Source organism: Microtetraspora malaysiensis, from assembly GCF_001528665.1.
Taxonomy (GTDB): Bacteria; Actinomycetota; Actinomycetes; order Streptosporangiales; family Streptosporangiaceae; genus Microtetraspora_A; species Microtetraspora_A malaysiensis.
The window spans coordinates 23,822-38,449 of sequence record NZ_BBYJ01000017.1 but is presented as its reverse complement, the minus strand read 5'-3'; the positions used below and the strand labels follow the sequence as shown (position 1 = coordinate 38,449).

Sequence of the window (14,628 nt, the reverse complement as noted above, 5' to 3'; positions counted from 1 at the left end):
CTTGTCGTCCGGCTTGTTGTCCGGCTCGGTCTTGTCGTCCGGCTTGTTGTCCGGCTCGGTCTTGTCGTCCGGCTCGGTCTTGTCATCCGGCTTGTTGTCCGGCTCGGTCTTGTCGTCCGGCTCGGTCTTGTCATCCGGCTTGTTGTCCGGCTCGTTCTTGTCGTCGGGCCGGGTCCTGTCGTCGGGCTGGCTTCTCCGGCTGCCGCCCCCTTCCGCGTCGGCGGCCGACGGGGCCGCGGCGCGACGGCCGCCGCCCGCGCCCGCACCGCCACCCGCCCCGGTGTTGACGGCCATACCCCCGGCGCCGCCGCCCCCCGTGCCTCCCGGGTTGCCTCCGGTGCCGGTGGCGTCGCCGCCCGATCCGCCGCCCCCGTTCGGGTCGATGGTGAGACCCATCCGGCGGGCGTCCGACTGGGCCGCCATGTCGTACGCGGAGGCGAGCGTGGTGTTCGGGTGGGCGAGCGCCGTGTAGACCTCGGGGTTGAACGGGCTGATCGACCCGGTGCGTCCGGCACCGCCGAAGAACGCGCCCGTCAGCGAATCGACCGAGAACGGATTGCTCCACTGGTCGTAGACCACGCCGTTGGCGATGAAGCTGCCGGCGGGGGACGCGACCATGTTGTTGAAGCCGGTGTTCAGCGCCCGCCCGGCGAATCCGGGGATGTGGTTGGTCATCCGGGAGATCGGGCCGCCCAGCTGCATGCCGGCCACCGCGCCGGTTCCCGCGCCGATGAGGGCGGCCTTGGACTTGTCCCAGTCCCAGTCGGTGCGGGTGCCCATCTGGATCTGCTGGTACTGGGCGATGGCGTCGATGAAGAACTCCTCGCCCATCTCCTCGATGAGCTCCCGGCCGAGCGGGGAGGCGAGCAGCCGGACGATCAGACTCCGCCCGGTCGCGCCGCTGAGCGCCGCGAGCCTGGCGACCTGGGTGGATCCGGCCCCACGTCCCGCGACGGCTGCCAGCCGGGCGAGGATGCGGCCGATCGCCGCGCGGCCCGCCTGCGCGTACGGGCCGATGAGCGGCGCGGTCGAGCCCGCGGTGAAGAACGCGACGTACATGGCGATGGCGATGGCGACGGCCGACACCCAGAACGCCACGTTGACGGAGAGCTTGGAGTACTGCGTCTCGACCGCGAAGTCGCTCACCTGTGACGAGTAGCCGAGCGCTCCGCGGGAGATCCCCTTCAGGCCGGCCTGGTTTCCGAACATGTCCTGCGCCCGGCCGACGAAGTCGGCCGTGGCCGGGGCCTGCCAGCCGGCCACGATGGTGCGGACCGACTTGCCGGCCGGCTCGGCGTACGGCAAGAGCCCGGCCGCCAGGAGATCGTGCGCCTGGGCCAGCTCCGACAGCTTGCTCTCGCTGGCTTTGGGCCACTGCTGCCCGGCGAAGAGCAGGGGGATCAGGGTGTGGACCACCCAGTCGGGCAGGGCGCCGGTCTCCCAGGCGGGGGCGACGTCCCTGTCGATGTGGACGGCCACGCCCTGCCGGGTCGCGTGCCCGGCCTGGTTGACGATGGTGCCCGTGTTCGTGGCCATGCCGTCCCCGCTCCGCCGCTCAGTCTGGGTTCACATCCGGGCGCCCGGTGGGGCGCGTCAGACCTGCCGCACCGAGTCCTGGGCGGTGCCCCGCCCGGCCTTCGAGGCCGCGGACTGGCCCGTGTTCTCCGCCATGATTTGGGCCATGTCCTGGGCGTGCGCCTCGTCCACGCCGTGCGTGTTGTCGAACGTCGTGCGCAGTCGCGGGCCCGCCTCGCCGATCTTCTTGACGACGGCCCTGCCCTTGGTGATGAGGGCGTTGGGACCGCCGTTCTGGTAGTAGGAGTTCCGGAAGGAGGCGCCCTCGCTGCCGCCGCCCCACGGCTCGGTGGCGTTGAGCTCGAGGATTCTGGCGACGAGCCCGGGGAGGTCCCGCTCCAGGTCGCCGGCCATGGTGCTCCATTCCGAAAGCCCTCTGGTCACGGCGGGCCTGTCGATGGCGGCGCCGTCGAAGGGGTCCTTCACCGCTTCCCGCCCATCTGGTCGGCCAGCTGGGTCATCACCGTTTCGATATCACCGTCGAGGTGGGCCTTCATCTGGTCGGGCGGGATCAGCGGCTCGAAGACCTCGACGATCCGCTCCTGCGCCGTGGCGGCCGCCCGCTGGATGGTCTCGGTGATGGCGTCCGCGAGCGCGCGGGCATCGGGATGGCGGTAGACACGCGGGTCGATGTCGAGCCGGATCACCTCGCCGCGCGCGCCCACGGTGACCGCGACCAGGCCATCGCGGGACTTCTCGGTCACCTGGATGGCCTTGGCCTTGGCGTGCAGTTCGACGCCCTCGTCCTGGAGCCGGAGAAAGGTGGTGCGGAGCTGTTCGGTATAGGCCCGCAGACCGGCGACATGCGCCTCAATGTCGGATTCCACGGCACACCCCCTGAATCGCCCGTGTTTCACGCTTTCGGGGTAGTTTCCGCCAAGTGAACATCATCCGACAAGAGCATTACCAAAATCGATGATCTCCGGGAGAAGTTCACAAATCCAGGGAGACGGCCCGCTCCTGGAGCTCGCCGATCTCGGCGCGCGGGACCCACGCCCGGTAGACGCCGCGTTCGATCCGGTCGAGCCCGAGCGCGACCGCTTCGGGCGCGGAGCCGCCGAGATACTCCAGCAGCAGCTCGCCCTCGCGCTCGGCGTGTACGTGGAACTCGGCCTCGCGCCACCGGCAGACGGTCGTCACGAAGTGCACGGACTCACATTCCGCCGCCGGGACGGTCCGTACGTGGCAACCCGGCTCGACCTCCTCGAACCCCTCGGCCGGCTCGTCCCGGCGCAGCCGGATCCACGTCTCCAGCGCGGACGCCTCCGGGCTGCACGGGTAGTCGGCGCCGCGCCAGCGAGCGCGGTAGAAGTGCCACCTCACGACGCGTCCTCCCGCACCCCGACCAGCAGCCAGCGGCGCAGGTCGCCGTGATAGATGGCGTGCCGGCGCTCCCTGCCCTCCACGGTCAGCTCCCAGATCTCGGCGCCGTGGGTGAGCCCGACGCCGTACACCTTGTACTCGCGGATGACCTGGTCCGGGTTGGGCACCAGGCCCAGCCCCACGAAGGGCGGCTCCTCGACCACCCACCCGGCCACCGCGTCACGGCCCTCCTCGTCCAGCCCGCCGTACGGCGTGCGGTACAGGCCGAGCCCGGCCGGACGCCAGCGCAGCAGCGTGAGCCCGCCGCTCGCGGTGAACGCGTCAGTGAGGCCGAGCGCCTCGGCGAGCACGGCGGGCGTGGCGATGTGCGACACGTCGAGGGCGTGGTGGCAGTAGCCGGAGACCCGCGGCTCGCCGCCGTACAGCAGCTCGGGCACCTCCTCCGGGCGCAGCACCTTCTGCAGGACGGGGACGCCACATTCCGGGGCGAGCACGAGGTCCTGGGCGAGCGTGGGGGCGGCGAGCCTGGCCACCGTGCCCGACTCCAGGAGGAAGCCGACCGGCAGGCCGGGGTTGATCGCCAGACCCCAGCGCGGGTCGGGCCACCCGGCGGCCAGCTCAAGCATGGAGACGACCCGGTGGTGCGTGGCGACACCCCCGGTGCCCAGCGCCATCGTCTCGGCCGATGTGTAGGCGATCAGCCAGGTGCGCCGGCCGTCGGAGGCGGTCGGCCAGGCGACCGCGCCGGTGCCCTCGAACGCGGCCTGGGTGATCGGCAGGGCGAAGTCGGCGTCTTTGAGCATGCTGAGGCACAGTGCCGTACGGCTGGCCGCGAAGGCCGCCCAGAGCTCCTCCTCGAACGGGCCGGACGGCGGCACGGCGGGTCCGCCATCGCCCGGATCCTCCGGTGGCTGCACGATGATCACACTAACCCGAAGGGCGCGAGCCGTGTCACGTCGCCGGATGAGCCGGTGACCCTACCGGCCGCATGATTCCGGCGGCCTCCCTCGTCTGCCGGTGCGCCGGGCCGCGGCCGGGAGGCTGGATGGGGGCCGGACCGGGGAACACCGGCGGGATCGCGCAGGTGACCGGCGCGCCCCTGGAGACGACGTCCGGCTTCCCATGGTGGGCGATCTTGAGCGGTTCGCCGTCGAGCAGCGTGTACGTGGCGGACTCCTGATCCACCCTGACCGTGAGCCGCCGCCCCAGCAGGGACACGGTGAAGGAGAGCCCGGTGAGCGCCGAGGGCAGCCGCGGCGCGAAGCAGAGCACGCCGCCGAGGTGGCGCATGCCGGCGAGCCCGTCGACCAGGGCGATCCAGGCTCCGACCAGGGCCGCGATGTGCAGGCCGTCGCGAGTGTTGTGCTCGACGTCCTCAAGGTCCATCAGCGCGGCCTCGGCGAGGTAGTCGTAGGCCAGGTCCAGGTGGCCCACCTCGGCCGCGATCACCGCCTGCGTGCACGCCGACAGCGAGGAGTCCCGTACGGTGATCCGCTCGTAGTAGGCGAAGTCGCGCGCCTTCTGCTCCGGGGTGAAGGCGTCACCCCGGCGGTGCAGCGCCAGCACGAGGTCGGCCTGCTTGACCACCTGCTTGCGGTAAAGGTCGAAGTACGGGAAGTGCAGCATCAGCGGGTACTGGTCGGGGCGCGTCACGGCGAAGTCCCACACCTGGTGCTCGGTGAAGCCGTCGGCCTGCGGGTGGACCCCGAGCTTCTCGTCGTAGGGGACGTACATCGCCCGCGCCGCGTCCCGCCAGGCCGCCATCTCCTCCTCGTCCACGCGCAGCTTCCTGGCCTCCGCGGGGTGCCGTTTGGCCGCGTCGGCGGCGGCGTACAGGTTCCGCTGCGCCATCAGGTTCGTGTACACGTTGTTGTCGGCGACGGCGCTGTACTCGTCCGGGCCGGTGACCCCGGCGATGCGGAAGTCGCCCTCGGCGTCGTGGTGCCCCAGCGACCGCCACAGCCGCGCGGTCTGCACGAGCAACTCCAGGCCGACGCCCCGGTCGAACGCCTCGTCCTGGGTGATGTCGTAGTAGCGGCCGACGGCGTCGGCGATGGCCGCGTTGACGTGGAAGGCCGCCGTCCCGGCGGGCCAGTAGCTCGAGCATTCCTCGCCGTGGATGGTCCGCCAGGGGAAGGCCGCTCCGCTCAGCCCGAGCTGCCGCGCCCGGTCCATCGCCATCGGCAGCGTGCTCTGCCGCCAGCTCAGCGCGTGGGCGACCGCCTCGGGCAGCAGGTAGGTCAGCACCGGCATCACGAACGCCTCGCTGTCCCAGAAACAGTGCCCGTCGTAGCCGCTACCGGTGAGGCCCTTGGCCGGGATGCCCCTGCCCTCGCCGCGCGCCGCGGCCTGCAGCAGGTGGAAGAGCCCGAACCGCACGGCCTGCTGGATCTCCGCGTCGCCGTCCACCTTGACGTCGGCGCGGGCCCAGAAGTCGTCCAGGTAGCTCCGCTGCTCGGCGAGCAGGCCGTCCCAGCCGGTCTGGCGGGCGGCGGCGAGCGCGGCTTCGGCCTGGTCCCGCACCGCCGGGCGCGACCGCGCGCCCGACCAGCCGTACGCGACGAACTTGATCAACCGGAGCGGCCGGCCGGGCTCGATCGAGGCGATCACCGTCACCCGGCCGAGGTCGGGGGAGCTCTCCGCGACGACGCCGGTGCCGTCCGGGCCGTCGACGACGTGATCCATCGCGGCGGCGACGCAGAGGCCGCTTGCGCGGGTGTTGTGCATGAGCACGGCGCGGGCGTCCCGCGCGGCGTGGTCGCAGGAGATCAGCGGCGCCTCCAGCGCGGCGGCGACCCGGGGGTCGCCCGCCGCCATGGGCAACTGCTCGTTGGCGACGAGTTCGGACTGCACGACGACGCGCAGCGGCTCGTCGACGGGCTCCACCTCGTAGCAGATCGCGGCGACCGCCCGCTGGACCAGCGACACCAGCCGGACCGACGACACCCGGACCGGGCACCCATCCGGTGACTCCCATTCGGCGGTCCGCCGCAGCACGCCGTCGCGGAAGTCCAGCGTCTGCTCGTGCGCGCGCAGCCGTCCGTAGCGGATGTCGAACGGCTCGTCGTTCACGAGCAGGCGGATCACCTTGCCGTTCGTGACGTTGATGACGGTCTGCCCCGACTCGGGGAAGCCGTAGCCGGCCTCGGCGTACGGGAGGGGCCGCACCTCGTAGACGCCGGACAGGTAGCTGCCGGGCAGGCCGTGCGGCTCCCCCTCGTCGAGGTTCCCACGCCAGCCGATGTGCCCGTTGGACAGCGCGAACAGCGACTCGGACTGGGCGAGGACGTCGACGTCCAGCCCGGTCAGCCGCAGGCTCCAGGGCTCGCACGCGAACGCGGGATGAGTGATCATGATCGCTCCAACAGCTCGGCGAGATCGGAGACCACCACGTTCGCGCCGTGCTCGCGCAGCGCGTCGGCCTGTCCGACCCGGTCCACACCGACCACGCAGGCGAAGCCGCCGGCCCGTCCGGCCTCGACCCCCGCGAGCGCGTCCTCGAACACCGCCGCCTCGTCCGGCGGCACCCCGAGCGCCCGCGCGGCGGCGAGGTAGGCGTCCGGCGCCGGCTTGCCCGCCAGGTGCTCCCGGGCGACGGTGGCGCCGTCCACCCCCACCTCGAACAGGTCCGCGATCCCGGCGCCGGCGAGCATGTCCCGGCAGTTGGCGCTCGACGACACCACCGCCCGGCGCAGCCCGGCGTCCCGCACCGCGCGCACGTAGCGGACGGAGCCCTCGAACACCTCCACGCCGTCCTTCTTGAGCCGGCTCAGCATCAGTTCGTTCTTGCGGTTGCCCAGGCCGTTGACGGTCTCGGCGTCCGGCGGGTCGCCGGGTTCCCCCTCGGGGAGGTGGATGCCGCGCGAGGCGAGGAACGAGCGGGTGCCGTCCGCCCTCGTCTTGCCGTCCACGTACGCGGCGTAGTCCTCCACGTCGTCGAAGGGGACCAGCGGAGTGCCGGTGCGCGTGGCGCGCTCGCTCAGGAAGCCGTCGAACATCTCCTTCCACGCGGCGGCGTGCAGCCGCGCCGTACGCGTCAAGACACCGTCCAGGTCGAACAGGCAGGCCCGTACCCGGTCCGGCAGGCCCAGTTTCCTCGCGGACAGATCCATTCTCCGGCGACCTCCTCCACCCTTCCGGCGTGGCCGCCCTTCCTCCTACCCGCGAAGGGCCGGGTCACCGGAAATCACGGCGGGTAGCCGCGCCCGGCCCACGTCCTTCTCGCCGGGCTCGCTCCCCGTGCCCGGCACGGCGGGCAGCCGTACGGTGACCGCGAGGCCGCCCTCGGATCGGGCCCGGGCGGTGACCGTGCCGCCGTGCGCGTCCACGATGGCGCGGACGATCGACAGGCCGAGCCCGGCGCCGCCCGCCGACCGCACCCGCTCGCCGTGCAGCCGCCGGAACGGCTCGAACAGGTCCTCCACCTCGTACGGCGGGACCTGGGGCCCCGTGTTCTCCACCGTGACCATCGCCTCCCCGGTGGCGTCGTCCACACGGAGCGTCACCCACACGTCGCCGTCGCGGACGTTGTACTTGACCGCGTTCTCCACCATGTTGGACACGCAGCGTTCCAGCAGCAGCGGGTCGCCCCGGACGACCGCCGGGCGCAGGTCCCGGTGGACGGCGACCCCCCGCTTCCGCGGCGCGAGCGCCTGCTCGTCCAGCACGACGCGGACGACGTGCCCCAGATCGACCGGCTTGCTCACGGTGAGCTCCTGCTCCGACTGGGCGAGCAGCAGCAGGCCGTCGATCAGCCGCTCGTACCGCGCGTTCGTGCCGAGCAGCGCGCGGGCCAGCGCCTTGAGGTCCTCGGAGGCGGCCGGCTCCTCCAGCGACACCTCCAGGACCGTGCGGTTGATGGCGAGCGGGGTGCGCAGCTCGTGCGAGGCGTTGGCGATGAACCGGCGCTGGGCGTCGAACACGCGGTGCAGCCGGTCGAGCATCGCGTCGAAGGTGTCGGCCAGCCGCTTGACCTCGTCCTGCGGCCCGCGCAGCGCGATCCTCTCGTTCAGCGCGATGCGCTCGTGCGGCCTGCTCTCCGAGAGCCGCCGCGCGGTCTCGGTCACCCGGCCGAGGGGCCGCAGCGCGCGTTCGGCGATCAGGTGGCCGAGCAGCAGGGCGATGATCCCGATCAGGACCATGACGAGGATCGACGACCGGGTCGTCTCCTGCAGCACGTCGGCGGCCCGCTGCTCGACCTGCGTCTGCACCTGCTGCGGGAACAGGCCGACGACGGCCGTGTTCGGCCGGAGATCCGCGAGCGGATCGTCCGTCGTCTTCGCGAACTTCATGACGAGCCGCTGGTCCAGGGCGCGCGCCGTCATCAGCTGCCCCACCCACAGCACCGCCGAGCTTCCGGCGAAAAACAGCGCGCCGTACAGCAGGGTCAGCCGCGCCCGCAGCCCCAGCCGGTTCCAGGGCAGCGCCGCGGCGAGGACGCGCCGCGCCCGCGACGTGCCGCGGGCGGTCAAAACCGGTACCCCCTGCCGGGCACGTTCTCGATCAGCCGCGGCTCACCGAGCTTCCTGCGCAGCGAGGTGAGGGTCACCCGCAGCACGCCCGTCCCCGTGTCGGCGTACTCGTCCCAGACGGCCCGGCGCAGCTCGGCCGAGGAGACCAGGTCCCCCTCCGCGCGCAGCAGTTCGAGCAGGACGTCGAACTCCTTGCGGTTCAACGCGATCGGCCGCCCGTCCCGGGTGACCGTACGGCGGGCCGGGTCGAGCCGTACGCCGGCCCGCTCCAGCACCGGGGCCGCGGCCCTGGGCGAGCGGCGGCCCAGCGTCCGCACCCGGGCCACCAGCTCGGCGAACGCGAACGGCTTGACCAGGTAGTCGTCGGCGCCGAGGGACAGCCCGTCCACCCGGTCGCGCAGCCGCCCGGCGGCGGTGAGCATCAGGACCCGGCTCGCCGGGCTCGCCTCCGCCAGCGCCCGGCAGACGTCGTCGCCGTGCACCTCCGGGAGGTCGCGGTCGAGCACGACGACGTCGTAGTCGACGTAGGCCGCCAGTTCGAGCGCCTCCTGGCCGTCGTAGGCGACGTCCACGGCGAGTGCGTGCAGCCGCATCCCCCGCGCGAGGGCGTCGGCCAGCTGTTCCTCGTCCTCGACGACGAGCACGCGCATCCCTGCCTCCCCGGTCCATGTCCGAGGGTGACCGACCAGGTGTTAACAGCGGATAAGGCGAACCACGCCCCTGCTGATTTATCCGCGTTTAGCACCGAGATCGCTGAAGTTGGTCCGCGCCCCGGGCGAGCGACCCGGGGGCGAAGGAGCGACCCATGAAGATCCGGCTATTGGCGGCCGCGGCGCCGCTGGCACTGGCGCTCGCCGCCTGCGGCGGCGCCTCCTCCGGGGACGGGGGCATCGCCTCGGCGGGCGGTGGCGCGTCCGGCCCCGAGTCCTCCCCGTCCGCGTCGGCCACTCTCGACCGGCACGAGGCGCAGCTCAAGTTCGCCCAGTGCATGCGCGAGCACGGCGTCGACATGGCCGACCCGGACTCGAGCGGCGCGATACGCGTCGAAATGCCCAAGGGCATGGACAAGGGCAAGGCCGACGCGGCGATGAAGGAATGCCAGCCGCTCATGGAGCAGGCCGTCGGCGACCGGGCGAAGGCGCCCGATCCGGAGATGCGCGACCGGATGGTGAAGTTCGCCCAGTGCATGCGCGAGCACGGCGTCGACATGCCCGACCCGAGCGGCGGCGGCGGCATCAAGATGACGGTCCCCGAGGGCGGCGAGCAGAAGCTCAAGGAAGCCCAGGAGGCGTGCAAGGAGTTCTCCCCCAAAATGAAGACGAACCCGTGAGGAAGGCGCTCACCGCGGTCGTCGGCCTCCTCGCGCTCGCCGCCGGAACGACGGCGGCACTCCTCGTCAGCGGTGACACGGAGGCGGCCGCGCCCCCGGCGCCGTCCACCACCGCGACCGCCGCGATCACCCGCCAGGACCTGGTGGACACCAAGACCGTGGACGGCGCGCTCACCTACGCCGGAGAGCGGCGGATCGGCACCGACGCCGCCGGCACGGTGACGTCGGTCGCCAAAGAAGGCTCCGTGATCCGCCGCGGCCGTCCGCTGCTCAAGATCGACCGCAAGCCCCTCGTCCTGCTGTACGGCAATCTGCCGCTCTACCGCCCGCTGCGGCAGGGCGTGGACGACGGCCCGGACGTCGAGCAGCTGGAGCGCAATCTCAAGGCCCTCGGCTACGGGGACGACCTGACGGTGGACGAGCACTTCAGCTACGCGACGTACCTCGCGGTCAAGGCGTGGCAGGAGGACAACGGCCTGCCGGAGACCGGCCAGGTGGACGCGACTCAGGCGGTGTTCCTGCCCGCGGCGGTCCGGGTGACCGAGGCGAAGGTGTCGGTGGGCGACCGCACCGCGCCCGGACGGCCCGCACTCACGGTCAGCGGGCTGCGGCGGCTGGTCCACGTGGACCTGAAAACCGACGACCAGGCGCTGGTGAAGAAGGGCGCCAGGGTCACCGTGGAGCTCCCCGGCGGCGAGCGGATCAAGGGCCGCGTCCAGACGATCGGCACGGTCGCCAAGGGCGGCGCCTCGGCGAACGGGCAGGACGATGGCAGCACCACCGTGGACGTCGACATCACCCTGGACAAGACGCCGAAGACCCGGCTGGACCAGGCGCCGGTCGAGGTCGAGCTGGTGAGCGAGCGGCACAAGAACGTGCTGGCCGTCCCCGTGGAGGCCCTGCTCGCGCTGCGCGAGGGCGGGTTCGGCGTCGAGATCGTCGAGAACGGCGCCGCGCGCCTTGTGGCCGTCAAGACCGGCGCCTTCGGCGGTGGCATGGTCGAGATCACCGGCGCGGGCCTGACCGAGGGCATGCGGGTGGGGGTGCCCGAGTCGTGAGCGGACGGATCGACGAGCGCCCCGCGCTCCGCGACGGCTCCCCCGACACGCCGGACGGGCCGTACGTGGTGGAGCTGCGCGACGTGACCAAGATGTACGGCGGCCGGGTGCAGGCGCTGCGCGGGGTGAACCTGGCGATCGGCGCCGGCGAGCTGGTGGCCATCGTCGGCCCCTCCGGCTCGGGCAAGTCGACCATGCTCCACATGATCGGCACCCTGGACCGGCCCTCCGGCGGCACCGTGCGGATCGCCGGACACGACGTCGCCGGCCTGTCGGACCGGGAGCTGTCCGCGCTGCGCGCCCGCCATCTGGGGTTCGTCTTCCAGAAGTTCCACCTGTCCCCCGGGACGAGCGCGCTGGACAACGTGGCCGACGGCCTGCTGTACGCGGGCGTGCCGCTGCGGGTCCGCCGGGAGCGCGCCGCCGCCGCACTGGAGCGGGTCGGCCTCGGCCACCGGCTCGGGCACCGGCCGGAGCAGATGTCGGGCGGCGAGCAGCAGCGGGTGGCGGTGGCCCGCGCGGTCGCGGGAGATCCGCCGCTGCTACTCGCTGACGAACCGACCGGCAACCTGGACTCGGCCGCGGGCGCCGAGGTCCTGCGGGTCCTGCGCGACCTGCACGCCGCCGGGACCACGATCGCGGTCATCACGCACGACATGGAGATCGCGGAGTGGTGCCCGCGCCGGGTCCGGGTCCGCGACGGCCGGATCGTCAACGACGAGGGCTCGGGCCACCGCCCGCCCGCGGAGATCACGATCGGAGCCCGCGAATGACCCGGAGGCTCGTGCCCGCCCGGCTCGGCCCCGCCGACGTCCTGCGCGTCGGCGCGGCCGGACTGCGCACCCGCCCGACCCGCGTGTTCCTGTCCGCGCTGGGGATCGCCATCGGCATCGCCACCATGATCGCGGTGATCGGCATCTCGTCGTCCTCGCGCGAGCAGCTCCTGCGCCAGCTCGACCGGCTCGGCACCAACATGCTCACCGTCTCGGCCGGCCATACCCTCTTCGGCGATACGTCCCAGCTCCCCACCGGCGCGGTCGCCATGGTCAAGCGGATCGGCCCGGTCAGCACGGCCGCCGCCACCGGCACCGTCGACGCGACCGTCCGGCGGACGAACCTGATCCCCAAGGCGGTGACCGGCGGCATCGCCGTGCAGGCGGCGACGACCGACCTGCTCACCGCGCTGGAGGGAAGCGTCACGAAGGGGACCTGGCTGAACGCCGCGACCGAGCGGCAGCCCGCCGTCGTGCTCGGCTCCGTCGCCGCGAAACGGCTCGGCGTGGACCGGACCGGCGTACGGGTGTGGATCGGGAACCGGTGGTTCACCGTCATCGGCGTCCTCGGCCCGATGCCGCTCGCCCCCGAGATCGAACGGTCGGCGCTGGTCGGGTTCCCGGTCGCCGCCGAGCGCCTGGGCTTCGACGGACACCCGACGACGATCTACGAACGATCGGCGGAGGAGTCGGTCGAGGCCGTGCGGTCCGTGCTGCCTCGTACGGTGAACCCGGAGAACCCTGAGGAGGTCGAGGTCAGCCGGCCCTCGGACGCGCTCGCCGCGCGGGCCGCCGCCGCCGGCGCGTTCACCAATCTGCTGCTCGGGCTCGGCGGCGTCGCGCTGCTGGTCGGCGGGGTCGGCGTGGCCAACACGATGGTGATCTCGGTGCTGGAACGCCGCAAGGAGATCGGTCTGCGCCGCTCCCTCGGGGCCACCCGGGGCCAGGTGCGGATCCAGTTCCTGACGGAGTCACTGCTGCTGTCCGCGCTGGGCGGCGTCGCGGGGTCGGTGCTGGGCGCGCTGGCCACGGTCGGCTACGCGCTGTCCCAGGGCTGGCCGCCGGTCGTGCCGCCCTGGGCGATCGCGGGCGCGGTCGGCGCCACGCTCGTCGTCGGCACGGTCGCGGGCCTCTATCCGGCCATGCGCGCCGCCCGCCTGTCCCCGACCGTGGCGCTGGCCACCTGACGCCTCCATGAGGCACGTGCTCCGGCCGGGCGGACCCGGCCTCCGGCGGATCACCTCACCACAGATCGCGGAGGTCGGGTTCCAGCCAGAGCAGCGTCGCGTCGAACATTGCCGGGTCGGGCGTCTCCGCGATGGTGGCGGTCCCCAGCGGCCCCGGATCGCCCTTCATCGCCTGCTCGGGAATGACAGCCGTGATCTTCTGGGTCACCGAACAGACCTTGACGTTGCGGCACAGGACGTTCTGGACGCTGGTCGCGCCGCCGATGTCACTCGTCGACGTGTGCTGGTAGCCGTGGTTGTCCGTCGGGCTCTTCACCGCCGAGATATTGGCGTTGCGGGCGCCGTTTCCGACCTTGTTCTCGTCCCCTCCGCCACCGCGGGCGGATCTGACCGCGACCGCTTCACGCGCCGCCGAGGACCGCGCCGTCTCCGCCTGGGCGGGCAGCGACGCGCCGTTCACGACGAACGCGGCGAAAGCGCAGGCGCCGGCGAGGAAAAGGGGGGTGCGGCTCTTTCCGCCGCGCATCCCGTTTCCGTCACGCACCCCGCTGTCATGCTGACAAAACATCTGAGTCGCCCTCTGCTCAATTCGGACGAGTTCCAGCGGCATTCGGGCCGGAACCGTTTCGCCAGCGTACTGTCCACCCACCCGCGAATCCGGGCGCGCATGACGAGAAGAATGGTTATTACGGCTTCATTACCGTTTATCCGGTGACGGCGGGGTGCTTCATCACCTGCGGACGAACTTGAGCCGCTGCTTGATCCGGCACACCCGCCGCCCCTTCTTGCAGAAGGCCGACTGGGTGTTGGTGCTCTCGGAGGTGCTCGACACGTTTTGCACACCGCGCTGGATGGTGGGGCTGTTGATCGACGGCGCGTAGTTCTTGTTGCGCTTGCCGTTTCCGGTGTTGACGACGGGACCATGGCCGTACGCCAGCGTGGCCACCCAGGCGGCGGGACGGATCGCGGCCGCCTCCGCACTTCCCTGCGGCCACGCGACCGCCCCGGCGATCGCGACCGCCGTCGCGAGCGGCGCGAGGCGCAGGGCGGCACGGGTGGACGGGGCGTGCGGCTTCTCCGTGAGATGACGAGCCATGTCGTGGCACCTGCCTCTTCGCGTCATTCGGCGGCGGGCACGTCGCGACGGACGTGAAACGGGCGATGCCAGGCTGTGTACCCCACGGATATCCGCCCGCCACCCGCCTCGCGATCCCCGGCCGGGATGATGACCGGCTCTTGCCCCGGCACGGGAATTCGCGACCTTCGGAAATCGAAATTCAGCGAAATATCCGAACAATTGCCACCGACAAAGCGCCCCGAACACCACAAAACGCCTGCCGTACCGCAAGTTGCGGCATCGGCGACTCTCGTGCCACGCCCGGGATGTGCCGCGAACAGGTCACGCGCGGCGCAGACCCACGTACTGGACGGCGGCCACGGCACCCACGACCAGGCCCTGCAGCACGATCCAGGCCGTGCCCACGCCCGTGGCGCCCAGTGCGCCGACGGCGGCCGTCACCACGCTCAGCACGGCCCACAGGGTGTTCAGGCCGATCACGAAACCGGCGGCCGCGCGGCTGATGCGCTCCTGCCGGGCGACGAAGAAGACCCACACCGCGTACACCGCGAGGAACACACCGACGGGGTACTGCATCGAGCGCTCGACCCCCAGGACCAAGTCCAGGACGGTGGCCAGTGCGAGGTAGCCGACGCCGTTGGCGCCGGTGAGAACGGCGTCGGCCAGAAGGGCCCGGCGCAGCAGTCCGTCCCGGCGCTCTGTGCGCACCGGCGTGGTTCCCATGGTCCGGGATGACGTCATGGTCATTTCCTTTCGGTGTGCGTACGCCGTTTCCCCGGGACGCACGCTGAGCGGGAACGGTCCGTTCCGTGACGGTAACGACGCTCCGGGAA

The 14,628-nt window shown here is 72.1% G+C and carries 16 protein-coding genes; 4 read left to right on the top strand and 12 right to left on the bottom strand.

From position 1 onward, the window contains the following. From AWQ71_RS21760 to AWQ71_RS21720, 9 genes are all read right to left on the bottom strand, one after another. The coding region (locus AWQ71_RS21760) for a WXG100-like domain-containing protein (protein ID WP_218001898.1) at positions 1-1,536 on the bottom strand (1,536 nt) is incomplete at its 3' end. Positions 1,537-1,593: 57 nt separating this feature from the next. After that, a complete protein-coding gene (locus AWQ71_RS21755) occupies positions 1,594-2,001 on the bottom strand; it encodes a hypothetical protein (protein WP_067136060.1) in 408 nt (135 codons plus the stop codon). Continuing rightward, on the bottom strand, positions 1,998-2,402 hold the full coding sequence (locus AWQ71_RS21750) for a YbaB/EbfC family nucleoid-associated protein (RefSeq protein WP_084259138.1): 405 nt from the start codon (positions 2,400-2,402) through the stop codon (positions 1,998-2,000). The genes AWQ71_RS21755 and AWQ71_RS21750 overlap by 4 nt, the downstream gene beginning before the upstream one ends. 106 nt (positions 2,403-2,508) lie before the next feature. Beyond that, positions 2,509-2,898, bottom strand: a complete 390-nt coding sequence (locus AWQ71_RS21745) for a UCP033725 family protein (protein ID WP_067136057.1) — start codon at positions 2,896-2,898, stop codon at positions 2,509-2,511. Continuing rightward, positions 2,895-3,815: an SseB family protein gene (locus AWQ71_RS21740; protein WP_245658404.1), complete on the bottom strand. Its 921-nt coding sequence runs from the start codon at positions 3,813-3,815 to the stop codon at positions 2,895-2,897. Before AWQ71_RS21740 ends, AWQ71_RS21745 begins: the two co-directional genes overlap by 4 nt. Positions 3,816-3,849: 34 nt before the next feature. Continuing rightward, positions 3,850-6,252 carry a glycoside hydrolase family 65 protein gene (locus tag AWQ71_RS21735; protein WP_067136053.1) on the bottom strand — a complete coding sequence of 801 codons (2,403 nt, stop codon included), beginning with the start codon at positions 6,250-6,252 and terminating at the stop codon, positions 3,850-3,852. Beyond that, positions 6,249-7,010, bottom strand: a complete 762-nt coding sequence (locus AWQ71_RS21730) for an HAD family hydrolase (protein WP_067136051.1) — start codon at positions 7,008-7,010, stop codon at positions 6,249-6,251. The genes AWQ71_RS21735 and AWQ71_RS21730 overlap by 4 nt, the downstream gene beginning before the upstream one ends. Positions 7,011-7,055: 45 nt before the next feature. After that, positions 7,056-8,369, bottom strand: a complete 1,314-nt coding sequence (locus tag AWQ71_RS21725; protein ID WP_067136050.1) for a sensor histidine kinase — start codon at positions 8,367-8,369, stop codon at positions 7,056-7,058. Continuing rightward, the gene (locus AWQ71_RS21720; RefSeq protein ID WP_067136048.1) at positions 8,366-9,019 is read right to left on the bottom strand and encodes a response regulator transcription factor; all 654 of its coding nucleotides are present in this window, start codon (positions 9,017-9,019) and stop codon (positions 8,366-8,368) included. The genes AWQ71_RS21725 and AWQ71_RS21720 overlap by 4 nt, the downstream gene beginning before the upstream one ends. A 155-nt stretch (positions 9,020-9,174) precedes the next feature. Between AWQ71_RS21720 and AWQ71_RS43930 the strand changes: the two genes are divergently transcribed. From AWQ71_RS43930 to AWQ71_RS21700, 4 genes are all read left to right on the top strand, one after another. Further along, positions 9,175-9,699 (top strand): hypothetical protein, encoded by a 525-nt coding sequence (locus AWQ71_RS43930; RefSeq protein WP_067136046.1) that lies wholly within the window; start codon positions 9,175-9,177, stop codon positions 9,697-9,699. Next, positions 9,696-10,757 (top strand): efflux RND transporter periplasmic adaptor subunit, encoded by a 1,062-nt coding sequence (locus AWQ71_RS21710; RefSeq protein ID WP_067136044.1) that lies wholly within the window; start codon positions 9,696-9,698, stop codon positions 10,755-10,757. Before AWQ71_RS43930 ends, AWQ71_RS21710 begins: the two co-directional genes overlap by 4 nt. A gap of 92 nt (positions 10,758-10,849) precedes the next feature. After that, a complete protein-coding gene (locus AWQ71_RS21705) occupies positions 10,850-11,530 on the top strand; it encodes an ABC transporter ATP-binding protein (protein WP_084259196.1) in 681 nt (226 codons plus the stop codon). Continuing rightward, positions 11,527-12,717 (top strand): ABC transporter permease, encoded by a 1,191-nt coding sequence (locus AWQ71_RS21700; RefSeq protein ID WP_067136042.1) that lies wholly within the window; start codon positions 11,527-11,529, stop codon positions 12,715-12,717. The genes AWQ71_RS21705 and AWQ71_RS21700 overlap by 4 nt, the downstream gene beginning before the upstream one ends. A 55-nt stretch (positions 12,718-12,772) precedes the next feature. Here AWQ71_RS21700 and AWQ71_RS21695 read toward each other — a convergent pair whose 3' ends face one another. The 3 genes from AWQ71_RS21695 to AWQ71_RS21685 form a co-directional block, all read right to left on the bottom strand. Further along, complete coding sequence (locus AWQ71_RS21695; RefSeq protein ID WP_157570478.1) at positions 12,773-13,327, bottom strand: hypothetical protein; 555 nt, start codon at positions 13,325-13,327, stop codon at positions 12,773-12,775. A gap of 120 nt (positions 13,328-13,447) precedes the next feature. After that, complete coding sequence (locus AWQ71_RS21690; RefSeq protein ID WP_067136039.1) at positions 13,448-13,813, bottom strand: hypothetical protein; 366 nt, start codon at positions 13,811-13,813, stop codon at positions 13,448-13,450. A 303-nt stretch (positions 13,814-14,116) separates the two neighbouring features. Next, entirely contained in the window at positions 14,117-14,536 is a 420-nt protein-coding gene (locus tag AWQ71_RS21685) for a hypothetical protein (protein ID WP_067136778.1), read from the bottom strand. Positions 14,537-14,628: the final 92 nt, after the last annotated feature.

Excerpts from the sequence above, each read along its gene's own strand:
- AWQ71_RS21735 (WP_067136053.1), bottom strand. The coding sequence starts at position 6,252 with ATGATCACTCATCCCGCGTTCGCGTGCGAGCCCTGGAGCCTGCGGCTG.
- AWQ71_RS21730 (WP_067136051.1), bottom strand. The coding sequence starts at position 7,010 with ATGGATCTGTCCGCGAGGAAACTGGGCCTGCCGGACCGGGTACGGGCC.
- AWQ71_RS21720 (WP_067136048.1), bottom strand. The coding sequence starts at position 9,019 with ATGCGCGTGCTCGTCGTCGAGGACGAGGAACAGCTGGCCGACGCCCTC.
- AWQ71_RS43930 (WP_067136046.1), top strand. The coding sequence starts at position 9,175 with ATGAAGATCCGGCTATTGGCGGCCGCGGCGCCGCTGGCACTGGCGCTC.
- AWQ71_RS21705 (WP_084259196.1), top strand. The coding sequence starts at position 10,850 with ATGTACGGCGGCCGGGTGCAGGCGCTGCGCGGGGTGAACCTGGCGATC.
- AWQ71_RS21700 (WP_067136042.1), top strand. The coding sequence starts at position 11,527 with ATGACCCGGAGGCTCGTGCCCGCCCGGCTCGGCCCCGCCGACGTCCTG.
- AWQ71_RS21695 (WP_157570478.1), bottom strand. The coding sequence starts at position 13,327 with ATGCCGCTGGAACTCGTCCGAATTGAGCAGAGGGCGACTCAGATGTTT.
- AWQ71_RS21690 (WP_067136039.1), bottom strand. The coding sequence starts at position 13,813 with ATGGCTCGTCATCTCACGGAGAAGCCGCACGCCCCGTCCACCCGTGCC.
- AWQ71_RS21685 (WP_067136778.1), bottom strand. The coding sequence starts at position 14,536 with ATGACGTCATCCCGGACCATGGGAACCACGCCGGTGCGCACAGAGCGC.